The sequence below is a fragment of the Pseudoxanthomonas sangjuensis genome (genome assembly GCF_010211755.1).
In the GTDB taxonomy this organism is placed as follows: domain Bacteria; phylum Pseudomonadota; class Gammaproteobacteria; order Xanthomonadales; family Xanthomonadaceae; genus Pseudoxanthomonas_A; species Pseudoxanthomonas_A sangjuensis.
This window is the reverse complement of record NZ_PDWR01000009.1, coordinates 23,089-43,771: the sequence shown is the minus strand read 5'-3', so window position 1 is coordinate 43,771 and position 20,683 is coordinate 23,089. Positions and strand designations below refer to the sequence as shown.

Below are 20,683 nucleotides of genomic sequence, written 5' to 3'. Positions count from 1 at the left end.
TTTCCTCCTCTAGACGACGAACGCGTAGCTCGGAAAAACAAGGACAAGCACAAAATTACTTTCTTTCTCCGCGCAACTTCTCCAGCACCCCGTCCAGCGTGTCGAGGTCGGTGTAGTGGATCACCAGCTTGCCCTTGCCGCCGCGGCCGTGGTCGATGACGACCTTGGTGCCGAGCGATTCGGACAGTTCGGTTTCCAGCGAGGCGATGTCGGCCTGCGGCGCCGGCTTGCCGGACTTGGCCTTCTTGGCGCCGGTGGGCACCTTGCCCGCGGCGAACTGCTGCGCGCGGTGCTCGACTTCGCGCACCGACCAGCCCTGTTCCGCGGCCTCGTGCGCCAGCTTGCTGGCCAGCTCCGGCGCCAGCGTCAGCAGTGCGCGGGCGTGGCCCATTTCCAGCTTGCGCTGCTCCAGCAGCGTGCGGATCGCCGGCGGCAGCTCCAGCAGGCGCAGCAGGTTCGACACCGCCGCGCGCGAGCGGCCCACCGCTTCGGCGGCTTCGGCGTGGGTCAGCGAGAATTCGTTGATCAGGCGCTGCAGCGATTGCGCTTCTTCCAGCGGATTCAGGTCCTCGCGCTGGATGTTCTCGATCAGCGCCATCGCGATGACGGTGCGGTCGTCGAGCTCGCGCACCACCACCGGCACTTCGTTCAGTCCGGCCTGCTGCGACGCGCGCCAGCGGCGCTCGCCGGCGACGATCTCGAATTTCCCCGACGCCAGCTCGCGCACCACGATCGGCTGGATCACCCCCTGCGCCTTGATCGACTCGGCCAGCTCGCCCAGCTTGGCCGGGTCCATGCCGGTGCGCGGCTGGTACTTGCCCGGCTGCAGCCGGTCCACCGGCAGGTTGCGCAGGGTCTCGCCCGGCTGCGCTTCCGGCGGCGGCGTCTCGGCGGCCTTGGCCGGGCCGAGCAGGGCCTCGAGGCCGCGGCCGAGGCCGCGCTTCTTGGCGACGGGGGTGTGCTTGGGGGCGGACATCAATGGGCCTCCGATTTCGTTCTTTCTTTCTGCCGGCGGATGATTTCGCCGGCCAGGCCCAGGTAGGCCACGCCGCCGCGCGAAGCACGATCGTAACCGACGATGCTCTGGCCGTGGCTGGGCGCCTCGGCCAGGCGCACGTTGCGCGGCACGATGGTACGGAACACCTTGTCGCCGAAATGTTGCGTCAGTTCCGCCGACACCGCGTTGGCCAGGTTGTTGCGCACGTCGAACATGGTGCGCAGCACGCCCTCGATCTCCAGCCGCGGGTTCAGCCGGCCGCGGATCGCCTCGACGGTTTCCAGCAGCGCGGACAGGCCTTCCAGCGCGTAGTACTCGCACTGCATCGGTACCAGCACCGCGTCGGCCGCGGTCAGCGCGTTCAGCGTGAGCAGCGACAGCGCCGGCGGGCAGTCGATGATGATGAAGTCGTAGTCGCCGCGCAGCGGTTCCAGCGCGGCCTTGAGCCGCGACTCGCGGCCTTCCTTCTCCATCAGGTCGATCTCGGCCGCGGTCAGGTCGATGTTGCCCGGCATCAGGTCGAATTCCTCCGGCGTGCGCACGATCGCCGCCTTCGCCTCGACCTCGCCCATCAGCACGTCGCAGGTGGACGCTTCCAGTTCGCGCTTGTCGATGCCGCTGCCCATCGTGGCGTTGCCTTGCGCGTCCAGGTCGACCAGCAGCACGCGCAGCGGCGCGCGCGCCAGCGCGGCGGCGAGGTTGACGGACGTCGTGGTCTTGCCGACGCCGCCCTTCTGGTTGGCGACGGCGATGATGCGGGCCATGCGGGTGCCTTGGAACCGGGTGGAAGCGGGATTATGCGGGATGACGGCGGCCGGAATCAGGCGGTAAGTGGCTGAAAGGGGCAAAGTCGAAGCCGGACAAGCCCCTCTCCCCTCGGGAGAGGGGTTGGGGTGAGGGTTCGGCGGAGCAGGGAATGCCGGGAATCCGTGGCGAACATGCAGGGTGCGCAGCGCTTGTTCGAAGCGTATCGCGGCTCGATTCTCGTCGCTCGACCGAACCCTCATCCGCCCCTGCGGGGCACCTTCTCCCGGAGGGAGAAGGAAAAAGCATCAGTCGCGCCTGACCACCACCAGATGCCGCTCGGCATCGAGCCCCGGCACCTTCAGCGGGTGCACCACCTCAACGCGCCAGCCGGCGGGCAGCGCGGCGATTTCGTCGTGCGGCACCACGCCCTTCATCGCCAGCAGGCGGCCGCCGGGCTGCAACAGGTGGCCGCCGACCTCGACGATGCCGGCCAGCGTGGCCAGCGCGCGCGCGGTCAGGTTGGCGTAGGCGGCTGGTTCGTCCAGCGCCTCGGCGCGCGACTCGGCCACGCGCGCGTTGGACAGGCCGAGCTGGCGCACCGCTTCGCGCAGGAAGCGCGCCTTCTTGCCGTTGCTCTCGACCAGGGTGACCTGCAGGCCGGGCTTGGCGATGGCCAGCGGAATGCCGGGCAGGCCGGGGCCGGTACCGAGGTCGGCCAGGGTTCCGTCGCCGACGAAGGGATGCATCGCCAGCGAATCGAGCAGGTGCATCGTCACCATCTGCCGCGGGTCGCGGATCGCGGTCAGGTTGTAGGCGCGGTTCCAGCGCGCCAGCAGGGCCAGGTAGTCGAGCAGGCGCGGGGCCAGCGCGTCGGCGTCGAGGCCGAGCGCGCGCAGGCCGGCGCGCAGCGACCGGTCCAGTTCGTCGCGCAGTTCGGGGGAGAGGGGGGCGTCGTTCACCCGCGCATTATCGCCGACGCGGTCAGGCCGGGCGCCACGCCAGCGCCGCGCGGTAGCCGGGCAGCGGTTCCCATTCGCGCAGCGTCCAGTCTGCCGGCGCGCCGAGCGCGGGGTGGCTGGCGACCAGGCGCAGTCCGTCGCCGGTTTCGGCGAAGACCGGCTTTTCCAGGCCCAGCACGATGCCGGCGCCGTGCGCCTTCAGCACCGCTTCCTTCGCGCACCACAGGCGCACGAAGGCCAGCTCGCGCGCGTCGTCGCGCTGCGCGCGCAGCCATGCGGCCTCGTCGGGGTGGAAGAAGCGCTGCGCCAGTTCCAGCGCGCGCGGCCGCGGCCGCAGGCGCTCGATGTCCACGCCCAGCGTCACCGCCTCGCCCAGCGCCAGCAGCAGCGCGTCGCCGCTGTGGCTCCAGCCCAGGTCGTAGCGCTGCAGCGGCGCATGCAGGCGCGGGCGGCCGCTGTCGTCGCGCTGCAGCGGCAGCGCTTCCGCGGCCATGCCGAGGGTGTCGGCCAGCAGCGGGCGCACCGAGGGTTCGCCGCGCGTGCCGTGGCGGTGCGGAACCACCCAGGTGCGCGGCATCGCGGGATCGTGCGGGGCGTCTGGCATCGGCGCCATTCTATGCGCGCCGCTGCTGCGGGGCAGCATGCGCGAAGCGTCGCGCGGGCCGGGCGTTGACGCGGTCTTACGGGCGGGGCGGGTCCAATCTGCGCACGGCACCGGCCGGTGCCGACCCCACGACATCCCTTCCACATCCAGAAGGAGCAGATCGCATGGGTCTCATCATCCAGTTGATCGTCGGCGGCATCGCGGGCTGGCTGGCCAGTATCGTCATGAGGCGCGACGCGTCGCAGGGCATCATCCTCAACGTGATCGTCGGCATCATCGGCGGGTTCGTCGGCGGCTGGTTGTTGCCGCTGGTCGGATTGAACTTCAGCGGCTGGATCGGCTACTTGATCACCGCGCTGATCGGTGCCATCGTGTTGCTGCTGATCGTCAACCTGTTCACGCGCGGCAAGGCGCGTTGAACGCTTTTCGCTGCGGCCGCGTGCGCTGAAATCGAGTGAAGCTTGAGACGCACCCAAGGTCCGTGGCGCCGCAAAGGCCCGGTTCCCGGGCCTTTGCCCTGTCAGAACAGGCCGTCCGCGTTCGGCGAATCCGCCGGCACTTCCTGAGCCATGTCCCACATCTCGGCGATCCTGCCGGCCTCGAAACGGAAGAGGTGCACCACCGCGTAGCCCCGGTCCTCCGGCTTGAAGCGCAGGTGCGAATGGACCGCGACGCGGTCGTCGCCGGCGATCGCCTGCCTGACCTCGAAGACCTTGCCGGGTTGCCGCGCGTGCGCTTCCTTCATCGCCGCGCGCAGCGCGTCCGCGCCGGCCGGGACGTACGCGTTGTGGTGGACCAGGTCCGGCGCGACGTGCCTTTCGTAGGCCGCGTCGATGTCGCCGGCAACCACCATCTGCAGGAAATCCAGTGCAGCGTCCTTGTTCGACATGTCGTGCCCCGGTGGCCGGCGTTGCGGGCGCTATTTCAATCGCACCCAGGCGGGCGCGTGGTCGCTCGGCCGTTCCCAGGTGCGCGGTTCGCGGTCGATGCCGGCCTCGACCGCATTGTCGCGCAGCGTGTCCGAGACCAGCGTCAGGTCGATGCGCAGGCCGAGGTTGCGGCGGAAGCCGCCCTGCCGGTAGTCCCACCAGCTGAACGTGCCGGCCGCGTCGTCGTGCAGGCGGAAGGCGTCGTGCAGGCCGAGCGCGTACAGGCGGCGTAGCGCGGCGCGTTCGGCGGTCGAGGTCAGGATGTGTTCGTCGTTCCACTGCAACGGATCGTGCACGTCGCGCTCGTCCGGCGCGATGTTGAAGTCGCCCAGCACGACCAGTTGCGGATGCTTCTTCAGCTCCTCGGCCAGCCAGCCGTGCACGGCGTCGAGCCAGCGCAGCTTGTAGCTGTACTTGTCGGTGCCGACGTCCTGGCCGTTGACCACGTACAGGTTGACGATGCGCACGCCGTCGACGGTCGCGGCGATGACGCGCTTCTGTTCGTCGTCGAAATCGGGGATGCCGACCTGCACGTCGCCGATGCTGCGCTCGCGGGCGAGGATCGCCACGCCGTTGTAGGTCTTCTGCCCGGCGAACACGCTGCGGTAGCCCAGCCCGGCCAGCACCGAGTCGGGAAACTTGTGGTCTTCCAGCTTGGTTTCCTGGATGCCGACCACGTCCGGCGCGAAGGTCTTCAGCCACGCCTCGAGGTGCGGCAGGCGCACGTTGAGCGAGTTGACGTTCCAGCTGGCGATTTTCATCGTGCAAATCCTAATACAGATTTGGTTGCAGCCTGGAGCCACGAATCTGCCACGTCATGGCTTTGTATTGCCGACATCGGGAGGGTTCAGAGAGCGAAGTAACGCAAGCTCCTTCGGGTCGGGATTCCAAGGCATTCCCTCACAACCGCTCAAATTAACCTCTCCGGATGAACCCGCCGATATCAGTACATTGTCGCCCGGTTGCAGCTTGGAGAGATGCATGCTGTGCACGATGGCTGCGTCGTAGGTGGTGTAAATCTGGTTGGTGAAAATGGACTCCACGATGGAGGGGTCGCCCTTGAAGACCTCTCGCACGAGATAGCGGTAGTTCAGGCGATACCAGTCGCCATTGCCTATGGAGGTCGATGTCGGGAAGGCGTCAACGCCGGTAATCGTGGCGATGAAGACAGTGGTTGCTTTTTCGTATTTTTCGACCCCGGGCTTATAGATACAGGTGTTCGCCGACGCAGTGCCGGCCACAAAAAATAGAAAGAAGGCGGTTTTCTCAAATTTCATGAGGGTGGCCATCAGCGCACGATGAAATCGATGAACTTCGAAATCTTCGAATAAGGCGGCTTCAGCAGGTCGCCGCCGGTGTACCTGGCCTGCCAGAATACCGGCAGCTGCTTGCTCATCGCGTCGAAGCCGGCGCGGCCGTGGTAGGCGCCCATGCCGCTGGCGCCGATGCCGCCGAAGGGCAGGTTGGTGATCGCGAAGTGGAACAGGGTGTCGTTGACCGACACGCCGCCGGCAAGGGTGTTGTACAGCACCTTCTCGATCGCGCCTTCGTGCTTCGCGAACGGGTACAGCGCCAGCGGGCGGTCGTGCGCGTTGACGTAGGCGATGGCTTCGTCGAGCGTGTCGACGCTCTTGATCGGCAGGATCGGCCCGAAGATCTCCTCCTGCATGATCCTGGCGTCGTCGCCCGGTTCCAGCACCAGCGTCGGCGGCAGCAGGCGCTGGTCCGGCTTCGCTTCGCCGGCGAGTGTGATTACCTCCAGCCCGCGCGAACGCGCATCGTCGAGGTAGCCCTGCAGCCGCGCGTACTGGCCGTCGTTGATCACGCGGGTGTAGTCGACCGGGTCGCTGAAGCTGCCGTAGCGCGTTGCCATCTGTTCGCGCAGCGCCTGCACGAGCCGGTCGCGGCGCTTGCGCCCGACCAGCACGTAATCCGGCGCGATGCAGGTCTGTCCGCAGTTGAACCACTTGCCGGTGGCCAGCCGCGCCGCCGCCTGTTCGACCGGATAGTCGTCGACCACGATCGCCGGCGACTTGCCGCCCAGCTCCAGCGTCAGCGGGGTCAGGTTCGGCGCCGCGGCGGCCATCACCTTGCGGCCGACCGCGGTCGAGCCGGTGAACACCAGGTGGTCGAACGGCAGCGCGGCGAACGCGCCGCCGACTTCCGGCCCGCCGGTCGCGACGGCGATGCGGTCCGCCGGGAACACCTCGGCCAGCAGCTCGCGCAGGAAGGCGCTGGTGCGCGGCGTGTGCTCGGAGGGTTTCAGGAACACGTGGTTGCCGGCGGCGATCGCGGTGGCCAGCGGGATCAGCGCCAGGTTGACCGGGTAGTTCCAGGGCGAGATCACCCCGACCACGCCGACCGGCACGCTGCGCACTTCCGCGCGGCCGGGCAGGAAGCGCCAGCCGACGCCGACGCGCCGCGGCCGCATCCAGCCGCGCAGGTGCCTGCGCAGGTGGTCGATCTCGTTCAGCGCGGTCATGCCGTCGGCGAGCAGGCTTTCGTGCTTCGAGCGGTGGCCGAAGTCGGCGGAGATGGTGCTGGCCATGTCGCCGAGCCGCCGCTTCAGCGCATCGCGCAGGCGTTGCAGGTCGTCGATGCGCTGCGCGTAGCTCGGCTTGCCGGCCTGCCATGCCGCGCGCAGGCGATCGAGGGTCGGCCGCAGTTCCGGGACCGGCGTGTCGGCGTTCATGTCCATGCGGCCGAGTCTAGTCCTGTACGATGCGCATTTCCCGTCGTATCGCGGCACCAGCGCCAGCATGACCTTCCTGCGCCCCTATCTCGACCGCTTTCCCACCCTCGGGGCGCGGGTCTACGTCGATCCGGCGGCGACCGTCATCGGCGACGTCGAGCTGGCCGAGGACGCGTCGGTCTGGCCGGGCGTGGTGCTGCGCGGCGACGTCAACTACATCCGGGTCGGCGCGCGCACCAACATCCAGGATGGCAGCATCGTCCACGTCAGCCACCACAGCCCGTACAACAGCGCCGGCCATCCGACGCTGATCGGCGCGGACGTGACCATCGGTCACGGCGCGATCGTCCACGCCTGCACGATCGAGGATGCCTGCCTGATCGGCATGGGCGCGACCATCCTCGACGGCGCGACGGTGAAGAAGCACGCGCTGGTCGGCGCCGGCGCGGTGGTCGGCCCCGGCAAGACCGTCGGCGAGGGCGAATTGTGGCTCGGCAACCCGGCGCGGCCGGCGCGCAGGCTGAGCGACAGGGAGATCGAAAGCCTGCTGTATTCCGCGCGGCACTACGTGAAGCTGAAGGACCAGTACCTCGGCGCGTAGCCACGACACGCATCACGCAAAGCTATCGCGGCTTGCGCGGAACGCCGGCGGACGGGCACACTCCGGCATCGGCATGGGGTGCCGTCCAAGGGGAACCTGATGAAGCGGAAGTTGTGCGGCCTGCTGGCCGCGGCATGGATCGCGCTGGCGATGCCGGCAATGGCGCAGGAGTCGGCCGCCGAGAAATTCGTCGCGTCGCTGCATTTCAAGGACGGCGACGTTGCCGTGCCCGAGGCCGGCGCGCATTTCCGCCTCGGCCCGGCGTTCCGTTACCTGGAGAAGGCCGACGCGCGGCGCGTGCTCGAGGAAATGTGGGGCAATCCGCCCGACGACAGCGTCCTCGGCATGGTCGTGCCGGCGCAACCGGCGCTGAGCGCCGACGACAGCTGGGCGGTGGTGGTGACCTATTCCGACGACGGCTACGTGTCGGACGAGGATGCGGCGAAGATCGACTACGACGAACTGCTCGCGCAGCTGCAGCAGGAAACCCGCGACAGCAACGAGGAACGCAAGAAGGCCGGCTACGGAACCGTCGACCTGGTCGGCTGGGCGTCGGCGCCGCGCTACGACGCCGGCAGCAAGAAGCTGCACTGGGCCAAGGAGCTCGCGTTCGAAGGCAGTTCGCAACACACCCTGAACTACGACATCCGCGTGCTCGGCCGCCGCGGCTATCTCAGCCTCAACGCGGTCGCCGGCATGTCCGAACTGGGCCAGGTGCAGCAAGGCATGCAGCAGCTGCTGTCGATGGCCGAGTTCGACCCCGGCGCGCGCTACGCCGACTACGACGCCTCCACCGACAAGGTCGCGGCCTACGGCATCGCCGCGCTGATCGGCGGCGGCCTCGCCGCCAAGGCCGGCCTGTTCGCCAAGCTCGGCCTGTTGCTGGCCAAGTTCTGGAAACTGGGCCTGATCGGCGTCGTCGCGCTGGGCGCGGCGGTCAAGCGCTTGTTCGGCGGCGATCGCGACAAGCGCCGGGACAGCACGGTGCGCTGACCTGTGCAAGCGCGGGCGCCGCGATTAAAGTCGCTGCGACGAGGAAGCGGCGCGAGGGATGCATGACGCGTGTTGATACGACCAGGTCGCGGCGCGATGCCGCGCCGCGCCGGCGCCGGCGCCGGACCGGCGGCTGATGCTCGACACCTATCGCGAAGTCGTCACCCCCGAAGGCGTGGCCCTGCACCTGCCGGCCGCCGGCCCGGTGCCGCGCGCGGTGGCGTGGACCATCGACTTCGCCGTGCGCGTGGCGTTGCTGCTGGTCTGCGGCATGCTGCTGGCCTTCCTCGGCCGCGCCGGGCAGGGCCTGTACCTGATCGCGATGTTCCTGGTGTACTGGGCGTATCCGATCGTGCTGGAAACGCTGTGGAACGGGCAGACCCTCGGCAAGAAGGCGATGTCGCTGCGCGTGGTGTCCGCCGACGGCGCGCCGGTCGGCTGGCTGGCGGCGATCGTGCGCAACCTGCTGCGCACCGTCGACATGCTGCCGTTCGGCTACATGGCCGGGCTGGTCGCCAGCCTCGCCGACCCGCACGGACGCCGCCTTGGCGACATGGTCGCCGGCACCCTGGTCGTGCACGACGAACGCGAGCGCGAACACGCGCCGGCGCCGTTCAACGCGGTGCTGGCGCCGCCGGCCGCGCTGCAGCCGGCGGAACAGGCGGCGATCGTCGCCTTCGGCGAACGCGCGCCACAGCTGACCGCGGCGCGGCAGGCGGAACTGGCCGACATCGTCGAACCGCTGACCGCCGCGCGCGGCCAGGCCGGCGTGCTGCGCCTGTACGGCATGGCGAACTGGTTGCTGGGGCGGCGATGAAACAGGAGCAGTTCGTCGCCCGCCACCAGGCCGAATGGGTCGCGTTCGAGCAATGGCTGCAGGCCCGCGGCGACGCGCGCGCGGCGCGCGGCGAACGCAATACCCTCGAGCTCGGCGACGAGGACGTCCCGCAGCGCTACCGCCGCATCTGCCAGCAACTGGCGCTGGCGCGCCGCCGCGGCTACAGCCCGGTGGTCACCACGCGCCTGCAGGATCTGATGCAGCGGGGCCACAACCTGCTGTACCGCCCGCCGCCGCCGCGCTGGCGCCGCGTCGGCGAGTTCCTGCTCGCCGGGTTCCCGCGGCTGGTGCGCAGCGAAGCCGGCTGCATGTGGGCGTCGCTGGCGCTGTTCGCGATCCCGCTGGTCGGCTGGTTCGTGCTGCTGCAGTACCGGCCGGAGCTGATCCACGCGCTGATGGACCCGCAGCAGATCGCCGCATACGAGCGCATGTACGACCCGGCCAATCCGGCGCAGCGGCTGGGCCGCGACAGCGGTACCGACTGGGCGATGTTCGGCGTGTACATCATGAACAACATCAGCATCGGCCTGCGCACCTTCGCCAGCGGCCTGCTGTTCGGCGTCGGCACCATTCTCGTGCTGATCTTCAACGGCATCGGCATCGGCGCGACGTTCGGCCACCTGGTGCAGATCGGCTACGGGGATCCGCTGTTCCGCTTCGCTTGCGGGCACGGCGCGTTCGAACTGACCGCGATCGTCATCGCCGGCGGCGCGGGGCTGCGGCTGGGCTTCAGCCTGCTCGCGCCGGGCCGGCGCCGGCGCATCGACGCACTCGTCGAAGGCGGCAAGAAGGGCGCGAAGCTGTGCCTGGGCGTGGCGGCGATGCTGCTGATCGCCGCCTTCATCGAGGCGTTCTGGTCGGCGATCGGTTCGATCCCGGCGGCGGTGAAGTACTCGGTCGCCGCGGTGCTGTGGACGCTGGTGTTGTCGTGGCTGTTCTTCGGCGGGCGGGGCCATGACGCGCTGGCGCCGCACGGCCGCACCGTCGTGCCGGGCGCCCGGCCAGGGATGCTCGGGCCGGGCGATCCGCAAGCCGATGCGTCGCGCCATGGCCGGCGGCGGGAATGGCAAAAGGAATCCGTTGATGCGGCTTGACCGGCTGACCGTCAACCTGCGCGCGCGTTCGCCGTGGGAAGCGGTCGAACTCGGCAGCGCGCTGGTGCGTCGCCACGCCGCGGCGATCTGGAAACCGTGGCTCGCGGCCACCCTGCCGCTGTTCGTCGCGCTGAACGCCATCGCGTGGGCGTTCGACCTGTTCTGGCTGGCCGGCTTCCTGATGTGGTGGATGAAGCCGGCGTTCGAGCGCATCCCGCTGTACGTGCTGTCGCGCGCGGTGTTCGGCGATCCGCCCGCCGTGCGCGCCACCCTCGCCGCGCAGGCGCGCTGGGGCTGGAAGCCGATGCTGCACTACCTGACCTGGCGCCGGCTGGGCCCGGCGCGTTCGCTGTTCCTGCCGGTCGACCTGCTGGAAGGCGCGGCCGGCACCCGCTTGCGCGAGCGCCGGCGCGTGCGCGGCGGCGCGGTGTACGGGCATGCGGCGCTGCTGACCCTGGTGTGCTGGCATTTCGAACTGGCGCTGGCGCTGGGCAGCGTCGCCACGCTGCTGATGTTCGTGCCGCCGGAGCACCTGCCGGAGACGCTGCGCGCTGGCTGGATGGCGCTGCTGCGCGATCCGCCGGCGTGGGCCAACCTGCTGTGGAATGGCTTCTGCTGGCTGGCGATGACGGCGATCGCGCCGTTCTACGTCGGCGCCGGTTTCGGCCTGTACCTGAACCGGCGCACCCAGATCGAGGCGTGGGACGTCGAGATCGCGTTCCGCCGCCTGCGCGAGCGCCTGCGCGCGGCGACCGCACCGTTGCTGCTGTTGCTGGCCGTGTGCGCCGCCGCGCCGTTGCCTGCGCAGGAACGCGATGCGCAGCGCACGCTGCCCTCGCCCGCGCCGTCCGGCGCGCAGGCCGAAGCGGCCGCCGGAGCGACCGCGCAGCGCGAACAACCGTCGACGCTGCCGGCGGTGTTCGGCGAGCAGCGCGTCGACGATGCGGCGTTCCGCAAGGCGGTCGAGCAGGCCTACGCCGATCCGTTGCTCGGCGCCAAGCGCAAGGTCAAGCAGTGGCAGAAGCGCAACCCGGACCAGCCGCGGCCGGTGCGCAGCAGCAACCTGCCGTGGCTGGGGGCGATCGGGCGCATGTTCGCCTTCATCGGCGAATGGGGCCTGTGGATCCTCGCCGCGCTGCTGCTGGCGATCCTGGTCGCCACGGCAGGGCACTGGCTGCCGTGGATGCGCGGCACGTGGCGGCCGCGCCGTGCGCAGGCGGCCGCGGTCGAAACCGAAACCCTGCCGATCCCCGAACTGCTGCCGCCCGATATCGCCGCCAGCGCGCGGCGGTTGTGGCGCGAAGGCAGGCCGCGCCACGCGCTGGCGCTGTTGTACCGCGCCAGCGTCGAGGTGATGGCCGCGCATGCCGACGTGGTGTTGCCGCCGGGCGCGACCGAGGCCGAATGCCTGCGCGCGTCGCGGCGCCTGCGCGACGGTGACGAACGCAGCCTGTTCGCGCGCATGGTCGCGGTCTGGCAGTACGCGGCCTACGCGCAGCGGCTGCCGGGCGAGGACGAATTCGAAAGCCTGCTCGGCCAGTTGCAGCAGCGCTACGGGTGGACGGCATGAACGCGGTGGCGAAGCGCGACCTGCGCGGCGCGCGCGGCGGCCTGCTGGCGGCCGGCGTGGTCGCGGTCGTGGTCGTGGCGCTGGCGTGGTTCCTGCACAACTACATCCGCGTCGAGCGCGAATTCCCGCTGCCACCGCGCGGTGAGGCCGCGTACAACCCACTGTACGCGCTGAAGAAGGCGCTGCAGGCCGACGGCGTGCGCGTCGAGTCGCGGCAGCGCCTCGACCTGTCCGCGCACGCGCCGGGGCCGCGCGACACGGTGCTGGTGTTCGGCGACCCGCGCGCGATGTCGCCGCCCGATGCGCGGCGCCTGCTCGCCTGGGTCGAGCGCGGCGGCCACCTGGTCTTGCGCACGCCGCACGGCGTCGAATGGGACAAGCAGCTGTCGGCGCCGCTGTTCGGCGAACTGCAGCTGGTCCTGCGCAACGACGACGACGGCAGCCGCGAATGCGTGCCATACCAGCTCGAGGGCGAGGAACGCCACATCGAGTTCTGCGGCGCGCGCCGCTTCGGCTTCGCCGGCGTGGTGCCGGAACTGGCGTGGGGCGACCTGAAGCACGGTTACGTCTACGCGCGCCTCGCCCGCGGCGAGGGCCATGTCGACGTGCTCGCCGACATGGATTTCCTGGCCAATGGCCGCAGCGAAGGTGCGGTCGTCAACCTGTTTGGCGGCGAAAGCAGCGGCAGCGGCCTGCGCGACGTGCCGCACCGCGCGCTGGCGCGGCAGGTGCTCGCGCCGAACTACGGCCGCGGCACCGTGCACCTGGTCTACGCGGCGCAGATGCCGTCGCTGTGGTCGCTGCTGCTGGCGCGCGGCTGGCCGGTGTGGTTGCCGCTGGCGCTGGCGCTGGGGGCGTGGCTGTGGCTGCGCGCACGCCGCTTCGGCCCGCAGCGGCCGGCACCGGTGGCGGAACGGCGTTCGCTGCTCGAGCACGTGCGCGCCAGCGGCGAACACCTGTTCCGCTACGGCCGCGGCCCGCTGCTGTACGCCGCGGTGCGTGCCGCCTTCCTCGCCCGCCTGCGCCGCCGCGACCCGCTCGCCGCATCGCTGTCCGGCGAGCCGCAGCTGGCGCTGCTGGCCGAGCGCTTCAAGCTGCCCGCCGATGCGTTGCGCAAGGCGCTGCAGGTGCCCGCCTCGCACGACAAGGCGGCGTTCCGCGACCGCATTTCCCTCCTGATCGAACTGAGAAGCCGACTATGAGCGATTCCAACTTCCACGCCATCGCCCCGCTGACCGGCGATGCGCTCAGCCAGCGCGCCGCCGCGATCCGCGACGAGGTCGCCAAGGCCTTCATTGGCCAGCCGGAAGTGCTCGACCAGATCCTGATCGCGCTGCTCGCCGGCGGCCACGTGCTGCTCGAGGGCGTGCCCGGCCTCGGCAAGACCCTGCTGGTGCGCGCGCTGGCGCAGGCGCTGGAACTGAACTACGCGCGTGTGCAGTTCACTCCCGACCTGATGCCCAGCGACGTCAGCGGCCACGCGGTGTACGACCCGAAGAGCGAGAGCTTCAAGATCCGCCGCGGCCCGGTGTTCACCCACCTGCTGCTGGCCGACGAGATCAACCGTGCCCCGGCCAAGACCCAGTCGGCGCTGCTCGAGGTGATGCAGGAAGGGCAGGTGACGATCGAGGGCAAGGCGTTCGCGCTGGAACCGCCGTTCATGGCCCTGGCCACGCAGAACCCGGTCGAACAGGAAGGCACCTATCCGCTGCCGGAAGCGCAGCTCGACCGCTTCCTGCTGAAGGTGCTGATCGACTACCCGGGACTGGCCGACGAGAAGCGCATGGTCGATGCGATCACCACCGGCCGCACCGCCGGCGACTTCGACCTGTCGAAGGTGAACCGCGTCGCCGCCGCCGCCGACGTGATCGGGATGCAGCGCGGCGTCGCCGCGGTGACGGTCGACGAGCAGGTGATCGACTACGCGGTGCGGATCGCAGCCGCGACCCGCAAGTGGCCGGGCATCGCCCTCGGCGCCGGCCCGCGCGGCAGCATCGCCCTGGTCCGCGCCGCGCGCGCGCAGGCGGTACTGTCCGGCCGCGACTTCGTCGTCCCCGACGACGTGCGCGAAGTGGCCAGGCCGGCGCTGCGCCACCGCATCTCGCTGTCGCCGGAGCTGCAGATCGAAGGCCAGGATGCCGACGACGTGCTGCAGGCGTTGCTGGCCAAGGTCGAGGCGCCGCGCAAGTGATCCCCGCGCCGGAAAACGGAACCGTTCGTGTCGAGCGTAGCGCAGCGCAGCTTCGCAAAGTCGAAACATGCTGCAAGTCGGGGTGCTTTGGTCCTTCGACTTCGGCGCCATGCGCCTACGCTCAGGACGAACGGGAATTTTCGGGAACTTCATCTTGATTCCCGCCGCGCCACTGGTCGTTCTGCTCGCCCTCTGGGGCCTGTCCGGCCTCGCGGTGCTGTTCCTCGACGCGCCGGTGGCGGCGTGGACGGCAACCGGCGCGGCGATCGCCGCGTTGGCGGGCTTCGATGCGTGGCGGTTGCGCAGGCGCGAGACGCCGAACGTGACCCGCGAGATTCCGGAGGCGTTGCCGCTCGGCATCGAACGCGAGGTGACGCTGCGGGTCGAATCGCCATCGCGCGCGCAGCGCGTCGACGTGTTCGACCTGCACCCCGGCGGCTGGCCGTCGCAGGGCCTGCCGCGGCGCTTGAAGCTGGCGCCGCAGACCGCGTCGAGCTTCGCCTACAAGCTGCGCCCGAACGAGCGCGGCGACGCGCGCTTCGCCGGCGTGCAGCTGCGCATCGCGTCGCCGCTGCGGCTGTGGAAGCAGTCGCGCGTGGCCGGCGCGCCGCAGCAGGTGCGGGTGTTCCCGAACTTCGCGCCGCTGACCCGCTTCGCATTGTTCAGCGCGGAACAGGCGTCGCGGCTGGTCGGCGCGCACCTGAAGCGACGCCGCGGCGAGGGCACCGACTTCCACCAGATGCGCGAGTACCGCATCGGCGACAGCCTGCGCCAGATCGACTGGAAGGCGACCTCGCGCTCGCGCAAGCTGATCTCGCGCGAATACCAGGACGAGAAGAACCAGCAGGTGGTCCTGCTGCTCGACACCGGCCGGCGCATGCTGGCGCGCGAGGGCGAGCTGGCGCACTTCGACCACGCGCTCAACGCCGCGCTGGTGGTTTCCTACCTCGCGTTGCGCCAGGGCGATGCGGTCGGACTGCTCGCCGCCGGCGGCGACGGCCGCTGGGTGTCGCCGCAGCGTGGCATGGGCGCGATCGACACGCTGCTGCGCGCCAGCTACGACCTGCAGGCGCAACCGGTCGCCACCGACTACCTCGCCGCGGCGACCGAGCTGTCGCTGCGCCAGCGCCGCCGCGCGCTGGTGATGCTGGTGACCAACGTGCGCGACGAGGACATCGAGGACCTGCTGGCCGCGGTGCAGTTGCTGAAGAAGCGCCACCTGGTCTGCGTGGCCAGCCTGCGCGAGCAGGCCATCGACGATGCGCTCGGCGACGCGGTGAAGGACCTGTCCGGCGCGATCCGCGCCGGCGCGGTGGCGCGCTACCTCGAACAGCGCACCGCCGCGCACGATGCCTTGCGCAGCCACCGGGTGATGGTGCTGGACGTGACCGCCGCGGAATTGCCGGCGGCGCTGGTCGAACGCTACCTCGCGGTGAAGCGCGACGGGTTGTTGTGAAACGATGCTGCGGCGGCGTTGCTTATTTCGGCAGGCGCTTTGGGGCCTTCGCCGCCCATGCCTGCCGCAGCAGCGACTCGACGGTTTCGGGCTTTGCCTTCGCCAGCGCGATCCGCAACCCGCAGGCTTTCTGGCCCCAGAACAGCTTTTCGATGGAATCCGGATGCAGCGCCAGCGCGGTTTCGCGTTGTTCTTCGTTGACGAAGACGTGCAGATGGGTGTTTTCCGGTGGCGCGGTCGCGAAGATCTTGCCGCTGACCCGGAACGAGGTGAAGTTGAAGTGCGGCGCTTCCGCGGTTTCCGGCAGCGAGAGCGCGTAGTCGCGGACGCGGTCGATCTTCACGGTTACGGCGACAGACGAATCATGCCCAGAGAAAATGCGGAAACGATAACTACGACAATTGTCAGCAACACGGACAACGGGCCTAACAGTATCGCCAGCCACACGGGCATTCGCGGAAAACGCAACGACACAAGCCCCGCAACCACGCTGCCTACTGCGACGGAACCCCAAAAATAAAAATTGCCGTATGACGCAGAACCTTTGTCGGAGGCGAATATCACGGCGACTGCCAACATCGGCAGCAGCAATATCCCCGAAGTAAAAGCGATGACAGGTCGCGTCCACAGGTGTTGCGGCGCCTGCGCGTCGGCCACATGGGAGACTGGCGTTCCATAGGGATTATCCATGACCACTCTCTTCGTTCGGCGAGTGGCTTCAATCCGCCGTCGCCAGCGCCGCATGCCTCCCGCGCAACTCGGCGTACACCGGGTCGGTGTCCGGGCGCACGCCGTGCCACAGCTTGAACGCTTCGGCCGCCTGTTCGACCAGCATGCCCAGGCCGTCGACGATGTCGCGGCAGCCGGCCGCGCGCGCCCAGGCCAGGAACGGGATCGCCGCTTCGCCGTAGTTGAGGTCCACCGCCGCGGTGCGCGAGGTGGTGATCGAGAACGGCAGCTTCAACGCATGGTTGCCGTTGTTGCCGCGCCCGGCCGAGGTCGTGTTGACGACCAGCTCGAACTCGCCCAGCTCGCCGAGCTGTTCCCAGTAGCGCGAGTGCACCCGCCGCGGCAAGCCCAGCATGTCGACCAGCGCGTCGGCCTTTTCCGGCGTGCGGTTGACCACGTACATCTGCGCGACGCCAGCGTCGAGCAGCGCCGGCGCCACGCCGCGCGCCGCGCCGCCGGCGCCGAGCAGCAGCACGCGGCGGTCGCGCAGATCCAGGCCGTGGCGCCCGGTCAGGTCGCGCACCAGCCCCGCGCCGTCGGTGTTGTCGCCGTGCCACTGGCCGTCGTTCCAGGTCAGCGTGTTGACCGCGCCGGCGCGGCGTGCCCGCTCGCCGAGCGTTGCGCACAGCGCGAACGCGGTTTCCTTCAGCGGCATCGTCACGTTGCCGCCGGCGCCGCCCCCAGCGACGAAGCGTTCCAGCACCTTCGGGAAATCGGCCGGCGAACTCTCTATCGCGGTGTATTCCAGCGCGATGCCGGTCTGCCTTGCGAACGCGGCGTGGATGCGCGGCGACTGCGACTGCGCGACCGGTTGACCGAAGATGGCGTAGCGTTTCATGCCCTACCTCCACGAATGTTGTTGTAGGAGCGGCACGAGCCGCGACCTGTCCCACATGCAGCGAAAGGCATCGCGGCCCGCGCCGCTCCTACAGGGTATCCGTTTTCATTCCCTCAGCCAGCGCGCCGCGTCCAGCGCGAAGTAGGTCAGCACGCCGTCCGCGCCGGCGCGCTTGAACGCGAGCAGCGCCTCCATCGCGCAGGCCTTCTCGTCCAGCCAGCCGTTGGCGGCGGCGGCCTTCAGCATCGCGTATTCGCCGCTGACCTGGTAGGCGAAGGTCGGCACGCCGAACTCGTCCTTGACCCGGCGGATCACGTCCAGGTACGGCAGGCCGGGCTTGACCATCACCATGTCCGCGCCTTCCTCCAGGTCCAGCGCCACTTCGTGCAGCGCCTCGTCGGAATTGGCCGGGTCCATCTGGTAGGTGAACTTGTTGCCCTTGCCGAGGTTGCCGGCGCTGCCGACCGCGCTGCGGAACGGGCCGTAGAACGCCGAGGCGTACTTGGCCGCGTACGACAGGATGCGGGTGTTGACGAAGCCTTCCTGTTCCAGCGCGGACCGGATGGCGCCGATGCGGCCGTCCATCATGTCGCTGGGCGAAAGGATGTCGGCGCCGGCGGCGGCGTGGGCCAGCGACTGCTTCACCAGCGCCTCGATGGTGGCGTCGTTGAGGATGTAGCCGTCGTCGTCGATCAGCCCGTCCTGGCCGTGGGTGGTGTACGGGTCCAACGCCTGGTCGCTCATCACCCCCAGTTCCGGGAAGCGCGACTTCAGCGCGCGGATCGCGCGCGGGACGATGCCGTTTTCGTCCCAGGCGATGGCGCCGTCGGCGGTCTTCGCGGCCGGGTCCGGCACGCCGAACAGGTCCAGCACCGGCACGCCCAGTTGCAGCGCCTGCTCGCCGACGCGCAGCAGTTCGTCGATCGACAGGCGTTCCACGCCCGGCATCGACGGTACCGGCGCGCGGCCCTTTTCCTCGTGCACGAACACCGGATAGATCAGGTCGTTGCTGGTCAGCACGTTCTCGCGCATCAGCCGGCGGGAGAAATCGTCGCGGCGCATGCGGCGCGGGCGGGTGTAGGGATAGGCCATGCAAAGCTCCTTGGACAGGGGAATGATACGCCTGCCGCCGCGCGGACCCTTGCCGGAAAAGGAACGGCGCCTCGCGGCGCCGTTCCGGTTGCGGCTACGCCTCGCGGGCTACTTGAGGATCTTCGCCGCGCAGGCGGCGACCTTGCCGCCCTGGTTGCCGGTCAGGATGCCGACCGCCAGCGCCCGGTCCTTGTAGGCGGACATGCAGTTCTGGTACACGGCCTTGCTGGGGCTGGTGCGCAGGCACAGGTTGCTCCATGCCTGCACGTTGGCGCCCGGGATCAGGCCGCCGTCGCCGACCACGTCGACGTTGGTGGTGCAGTTGCCGATCTTCGCGTTGCCCGGGTTGAGCACCCAGCCGAGGTCGTCGAGCAGGGCCGGGGTCAGGTCGAGGTTGGCCTCGGCGTGCAGCGTGTCGGTGATGTTCGGCTCCATTACCGCATTCGGCGACAGCAGCGTGTCGAAATGCGAGAAGGTCGAGCCGGAGGCCACCGTGGTCGGCGCGTACAGCTGGACGCGGCCGTTGGCGTCGCCGCCGGCGAGGCGGCCGGGGATCGTGCCGAGGCTGATGTCGATGCCCGGCAGCGCCGCGCGGATGGCATCGGCTTCGGCCAGGCCGAGGCTGAGCGTCGGGATGGTGGCGGTGATCGCCGGATCCTCGGCCATGCCGGGCGCGGTGCCCGGGGTGCCGGAGCTGGCGACGTTGCCGATCACCGCACCGATCGCGCCCGCGTTCTCGGCATTGAGCGCCTTGAACTCGAAGCCGCAGGTGCCGCGGTTCATGAAGGCGATCTTGCCGGTCAGGCTGCCGGCCGGCAGCGGTTCGCAGGCGTCGGCGGTGTCGGGGCCCACGCCGTCGTCGGCCAGCACCAGTTCGCCGCTGAAGTTGGCCGGCGTGGCGGGCGCACCGAAAGCGGCGGTGCCGTAGTAGGTGTAGCCCGCGGTCAGGCTGCCGGTCAGGCGCAGCAGCACCGCCTCGTCGAGGATCAGCGGCGCCTGGGCGCTGACTTCGGCGCCGTCCCAGACCGTGCGGCCGGGCGTGCGCATGGCCAGCGCGCGGGTCGCGTTGGTCATGCCCGCGTCGGTGAAGCGCAGGTTGCTCACGTTGTCGTAGGCCAGCCGCGTGTAGACGTCGGGCAGCCCGGCCAGCAGCGCGCCGCTGGTCTTGTTGAGGAAACCGGAGAAGCCCAGGCCGTGGCCGATCTCGTGCATCACCACGTTGAGGAAGTTGATCGCGCCCGGCGGGGTGTTGCCGTCCAGTCCGTAGTACCAGGAGAAGGACTCCAGGCAGCCGGGCTGGCCGAGGTTGCCGTTGAACTGCGAGGCGATGTCGCCCGGGTCCTGCGGATCGGGCACCAGGTCCTCGCCGGCGATCGCGTCGCCCAGCGCGGAGGGATACAGCACGTTCGGATCGACGCCGGGGAAGTTGTAGACGATCCAGTTCGGCCCGGCCGAGCCGAGCACGCCACTGGTCGCTGCGCACGACAGCGGCGCGAACGAGGCGTAGACCTTGATGTCGACATCGCTCTGCAGCACCGAGCCCCACAGGTCGGCGGCGAACAGGTAGGCGATGCGGCGCTGCTCGCCGACGGTGGTGCCGGGATTGGCGCCGGTCGGCGCGATCGGCGTGGGGTCGTTGAGGCCGACGCCGGCGGGGTCGAGGTTGTACAGCACGACGCGGGCGGCATCGGCGTTGCCGCTGAGCGCGGCCAGGGCCAAGGCCAGGGCGGAGGCGAGGAGTGGCTTATTCATGGGCCCACTCCTTCGCGGCGTCCTGCGCGGGCCGCGCGGCGTCCGCGTCGTCGCCGGAATGACTCAGCACCAGGTTGCCGTTGGCGTCGCGGGTCGCGTACAGGTATTCCATGTGCGTCGCGGGCAGCTTCATCGCCGTGCCGCCACCGGGCAGGACGCGCGCCTCGGCGATGGCGGCGGCCTCGTCGGGCGGCGCCGGCACCGGGCTGGCGGGGTGCGCCTTGGCGTTGGCGCGCATCTGCCTGGCCATGGCCGCGTCGAGCTGCCGGGATTCTTCCGCGGTCAGCGGGCGCAGCTTGCCCGTCTTCTTGTCCACGCCGACCTTCATGCCGGCGAAGGTGACTTCCACGGTGTCTTGCGCATCGTTCGATTTGGGCGTTTCCGCGGCGTTGGCGGCCAGCGCCAGCGCGGCCGCGGACAGCAGCCACCACGAACCGGGTCTGTGCTTCTTCATAAGTACCCCTTTGCACGTCTGGACGGAACAGAGGAAAACCCGCCGTTGCCGGCGCGTGGGCCGGGCGGCGACGGATCGGTCGGTCGGCAGGTCGAAGCCAGGGGGAAATGCCGACTGGGCGCAGTCTGCGCCGTGATCGCCGTCACA

General features: G+C 69.7%; 23 protein-coding genes. 9 read left to right on the top strand and 14 right to left on the bottom strand.

Translation table 11 applies throughout. The features are described from left to right. Positions 1-55: 55 nt before the first annotated feature. From CSC71_RS06515 to CSC71_RS06500, 4 genes are all read right to left on the bottom strand, one after another. Positions 56-976 carry a ParB/RepB/Spo0J family partition protein gene (locus CSC71_RS06515; RefSeq protein ID WP_162373553.1) on the bottom strand — a complete coding sequence of 307 codons (921 nt, stop codon included), beginning with the start codon at positions 974-976 and terminating at the stop codon, positions 56-58. Next, complete coding sequence (locus CSC71_RS06510) at positions 976-1,761, bottom strand: ParA family protein (protein WP_162373552.1); 786 nt, start codon at positions 1,759-1,761, stop codon at positions 976-978. Before CSC71_RS06510 ends, CSC71_RS06515 begins: the two co-directional genes overlap by 1 nt. Positions 1,762-2,049: 288 nt before the next feature. Next, positions 2,050-2,703, bottom strand: coding sequence for a 16S rRNA (guanine(527)-N(7))-methyltransferase RsmG (gene rsmG / locus CSC71_RS06505; RefSeq protein WP_162373551.1), 654 nt, complete (start codon positions 2,701-2,703; stop codon positions 2,050-2,052). Between the two features lie 22 nt (positions 2,704-2,725). Continuing rightward, positions 2,726-3,307, bottom strand: a complete 582-nt coding sequence (locus CSC71_RS06500) for a 4'-phosphopantetheinyl transferase family protein (protein ID WP_246192043.1) — start codon at positions 3,305-3,307, stop codon at positions 2,726-2,728. A gap of 164 nt (positions 3,308-3,471) precedes the next feature. On the opposite strand from CSC71_RS06500, the gene CSC71_RS06495 reads away from it, so the two are divergent. Beyond that, positions 3,472-3,726: a GlsB/YeaQ/YmgE family stress response membrane protein gene (locus CSC71_RS06495; protein WP_162373550.1), complete on the top strand. Its 255-nt coding sequence runs from the start codon at positions 3,472-3,474 to the stop codon at positions 3,724-3,726. A 101-nt stretch (positions 3,727-3,827) separates the two neighbouring features. On the opposite strand, the gene CSC71_RS06490 is transcribed toward CSC71_RS06495, so the two are convergent. From CSC71_RS06490 to CSC71_RS06475, 4 genes are read right to left on the bottom strand one after another with little or no spacing between them, the layout of a single operon-like run. After that, positions 3,828-4,196, bottom strand: a complete 369-nt coding sequence (locus tag CSC71_RS06490) for a nuclear transport factor 2 family protein (RefSeq protein WP_162373549.1) — start codon at positions 4,194-4,196, stop codon at positions 3,828-3,830. Between the two features lie 30 nt (positions 4,197-4,226). Further along, the gene (xth, locus tag CSC71_RS06485) at positions 4,227-4,997 is read right to left on the bottom strand and encodes an exodeoxyribonuclease III (protein WP_162373548.1); all 771 of its coding nucleotides are present in this window, start codon (positions 4,995-4,997) and stop codon (positions 4,227-4,229) included. A gap of 54 nt (positions 4,998-5,051) precedes the next feature. Next, entirely contained in the window at positions 5,052-5,525 is a 474-nt protein-coding gene (locus tag CSC71_RS06480; protein WP_162373547.1) for a hypothetical protein, read from the bottom strand. Continuing rightward, positions 5,525-6,928 carry a coniferyl aldehyde dehydrogenase gene (locus CSC71_RS06475; protein WP_162373615.1) on the bottom strand — a complete coding sequence of 468 codons (1,404 nt, stop codon included), beginning with the start codon at positions 6,926-6,928 and terminating at the stop codon, positions 5,525-5,527. The genes CSC71_RS06480 and CSC71_RS06475 overlap by 1 nt, the downstream gene beginning before the upstream one ends. A 67-nt stretch (positions 6,929-6,995) precedes the next feature. Here CSC71_RS06475 and CSC71_RS06470 point away from each other — a divergent pair, with 67 nt between their 5' ends. From CSC71_RS06470 to CSC71_RS06435, 8 genes are all read left to right on the top strand, one after another. After that, a complete protein-coding gene (locus CSC71_RS06470; RefSeq protein WP_162373614.1) occupies positions 6,996-7,529 on the top strand; it encodes a gamma carbonic anhydrase family protein in 534 nt (177 codons plus the stop codon). 99 nt (positions 7,530-7,628) lie between these two features. Further along, on the top strand, positions 7,629-8,522 hold the full coding sequence (locus CSC71_RS06465) for a DUF2167 domain-containing protein (protein WP_162373546.1): 894 nt from the start codon (positions 7,629-7,631) through the stop codon (positions 8,520-8,522). Positions 8,523-8,658: 136 nt separating this feature from the next. After that, positions 8,659-9,339: an RDD family protein gene (locus CSC71_RS06460; RefSeq protein ID WP_162373545.1), complete on the top strand. Its 681-nt coding sequence runs from the start codon at positions 8,659-8,661 to the stop codon at positions 9,337-9,339. Further along, the gene (locus CSC71_RS06455; protein WP_162373544.1) at positions 9,336-10,454 is read left to right on the top strand and encodes a stage II sporulation protein M; all 1,119 of its coding nucleotides are present in this window, start codon (positions 9,336-9,338) and stop codon (positions 10,452-10,454) included. Before CSC71_RS06460 ends, CSC71_RS06455 begins: the two co-directional genes overlap by 4 nt. Continuing rightward, on the top strand, positions 10,444-12,024 hold the full coding sequence (locus tag CSC71_RS06450; protein WP_162373543.1) for a DUF4129 domain-containing protein: 1,581 nt from the start codon (positions 10,444-10,446) through the stop codon (positions 12,022-12,024). Before CSC71_RS06455 ends, CSC71_RS06450 begins: the two co-directional genes overlap by 11 nt. After that, on the top strand, positions 12,021-13,226 hold the full coding sequence (locus CSC71_RS06445; protein WP_162373542.1) for a DUF4350 domain-containing protein: 1,206 nt from the start codon (positions 12,021-12,023) through the stop codon (positions 13,224-13,226). Before CSC71_RS06450 ends, CSC71_RS06445 begins: the two co-directional genes overlap by 4 nt. Next, positions 13,223-14,215 carry an AAA family ATPase gene (locus tag CSC71_RS06440; RefSeq protein WP_162373541.1) on the top strand — a complete coding sequence of 331 codons (993 nt, stop codon included), beginning with the start codon at positions 13,223-13,225 and terminating at the stop codon, positions 14,213-14,215. The genes CSC71_RS06445 and CSC71_RS06440 overlap by 4 nt, the downstream gene beginning before the upstream one ends. 154 nt (positions 14,216-14,369) lie before the next feature. Beyond that, positions 14,370-15,671, top strand: coding sequence for a DUF58 domain-containing protein (locus CSC71_RS06435; RefSeq protein WP_162373540.1), 1,302 nt, complete (start codon positions 14,370-14,372; stop codon positions 15,669-15,671). 22 nt (positions 15,672-15,693) lie between these two features. Here the strand turns inward: CSC71_RS06435 and CSC71_RS06430 are convergent, their stop codons facing one another. The 6 genes from CSC71_RS06430 to CSC71_RS06405 form a co-directional block, all read right to left on the bottom strand. Then, a complete protein-coding gene (locus tag CSC71_RS06430) occupies positions 15,694-16,014 on the bottom strand; it encodes an MmcQ/YjbR family DNA-binding protein (RefSeq protein WP_162373539.1) in 321 nt (106 codons plus the stop codon). A 2-nt stretch (positions 16,015-16,016) separates the two neighbouring features. Next, positions 16,017-16,361 carry a hypothetical protein gene (locus CSC71_RS06425; RefSeq protein WP_162373538.1) on the bottom strand — a complete coding sequence of 115 codons (345 nt, stop codon included), beginning with the start codon at positions 16,359-16,361 and terminating at the stop codon, positions 16,017-16,019. A gap of 28 nt (positions 16,362-16,389) precedes the next feature. Next, positions 16,390-17,238, bottom strand: a complete 849-nt coding sequence (gene aroE / locus CSC71_RS06420; protein ID WP_162373537.1) for a shikimate dehydrogenase — start codon at positions 17,236-17,238, stop codon at positions 16,390-16,392. Between the two features lie 105 nt (positions 17,239-17,343). Beyond that, positions 17,344-18,330 carry a porphobilinogen synthase gene (gene hemB, locus CSC71_RS06415; RefSeq protein WP_162373536.1) on the bottom strand — a complete coding sequence of 329 codons (987 nt, stop codon included), beginning with the start codon at positions 18,328-18,330 and terminating at the stop codon, positions 17,344-17,346. 108 nt (positions 18,331-18,438) lie between these two features. Beyond that, positions 18,439-20,082: a PA domain-containing protein gene (locus tag CSC71_RS06410; protein WP_162373535.1), complete on the bottom strand. Its 1,644-nt coding sequence runs from the start codon at positions 20,080-20,082 to the stop codon at positions 18,439-18,441. Next, positions 20,075-20,536, bottom strand: a complete 462-nt coding sequence (locus CSC71_RS06405; RefSeq protein ID WP_162373534.1) for a post-PEP-CTERM-1 domain-containing protein — start codon at positions 20,534-20,536, stop codon at positions 20,075-20,077. Before CSC71_RS06405 ends, CSC71_RS06410 begins: the two co-directional genes overlap by 8 nt. Positions 20,537-20,683: the final 147 nt, after the last annotated feature.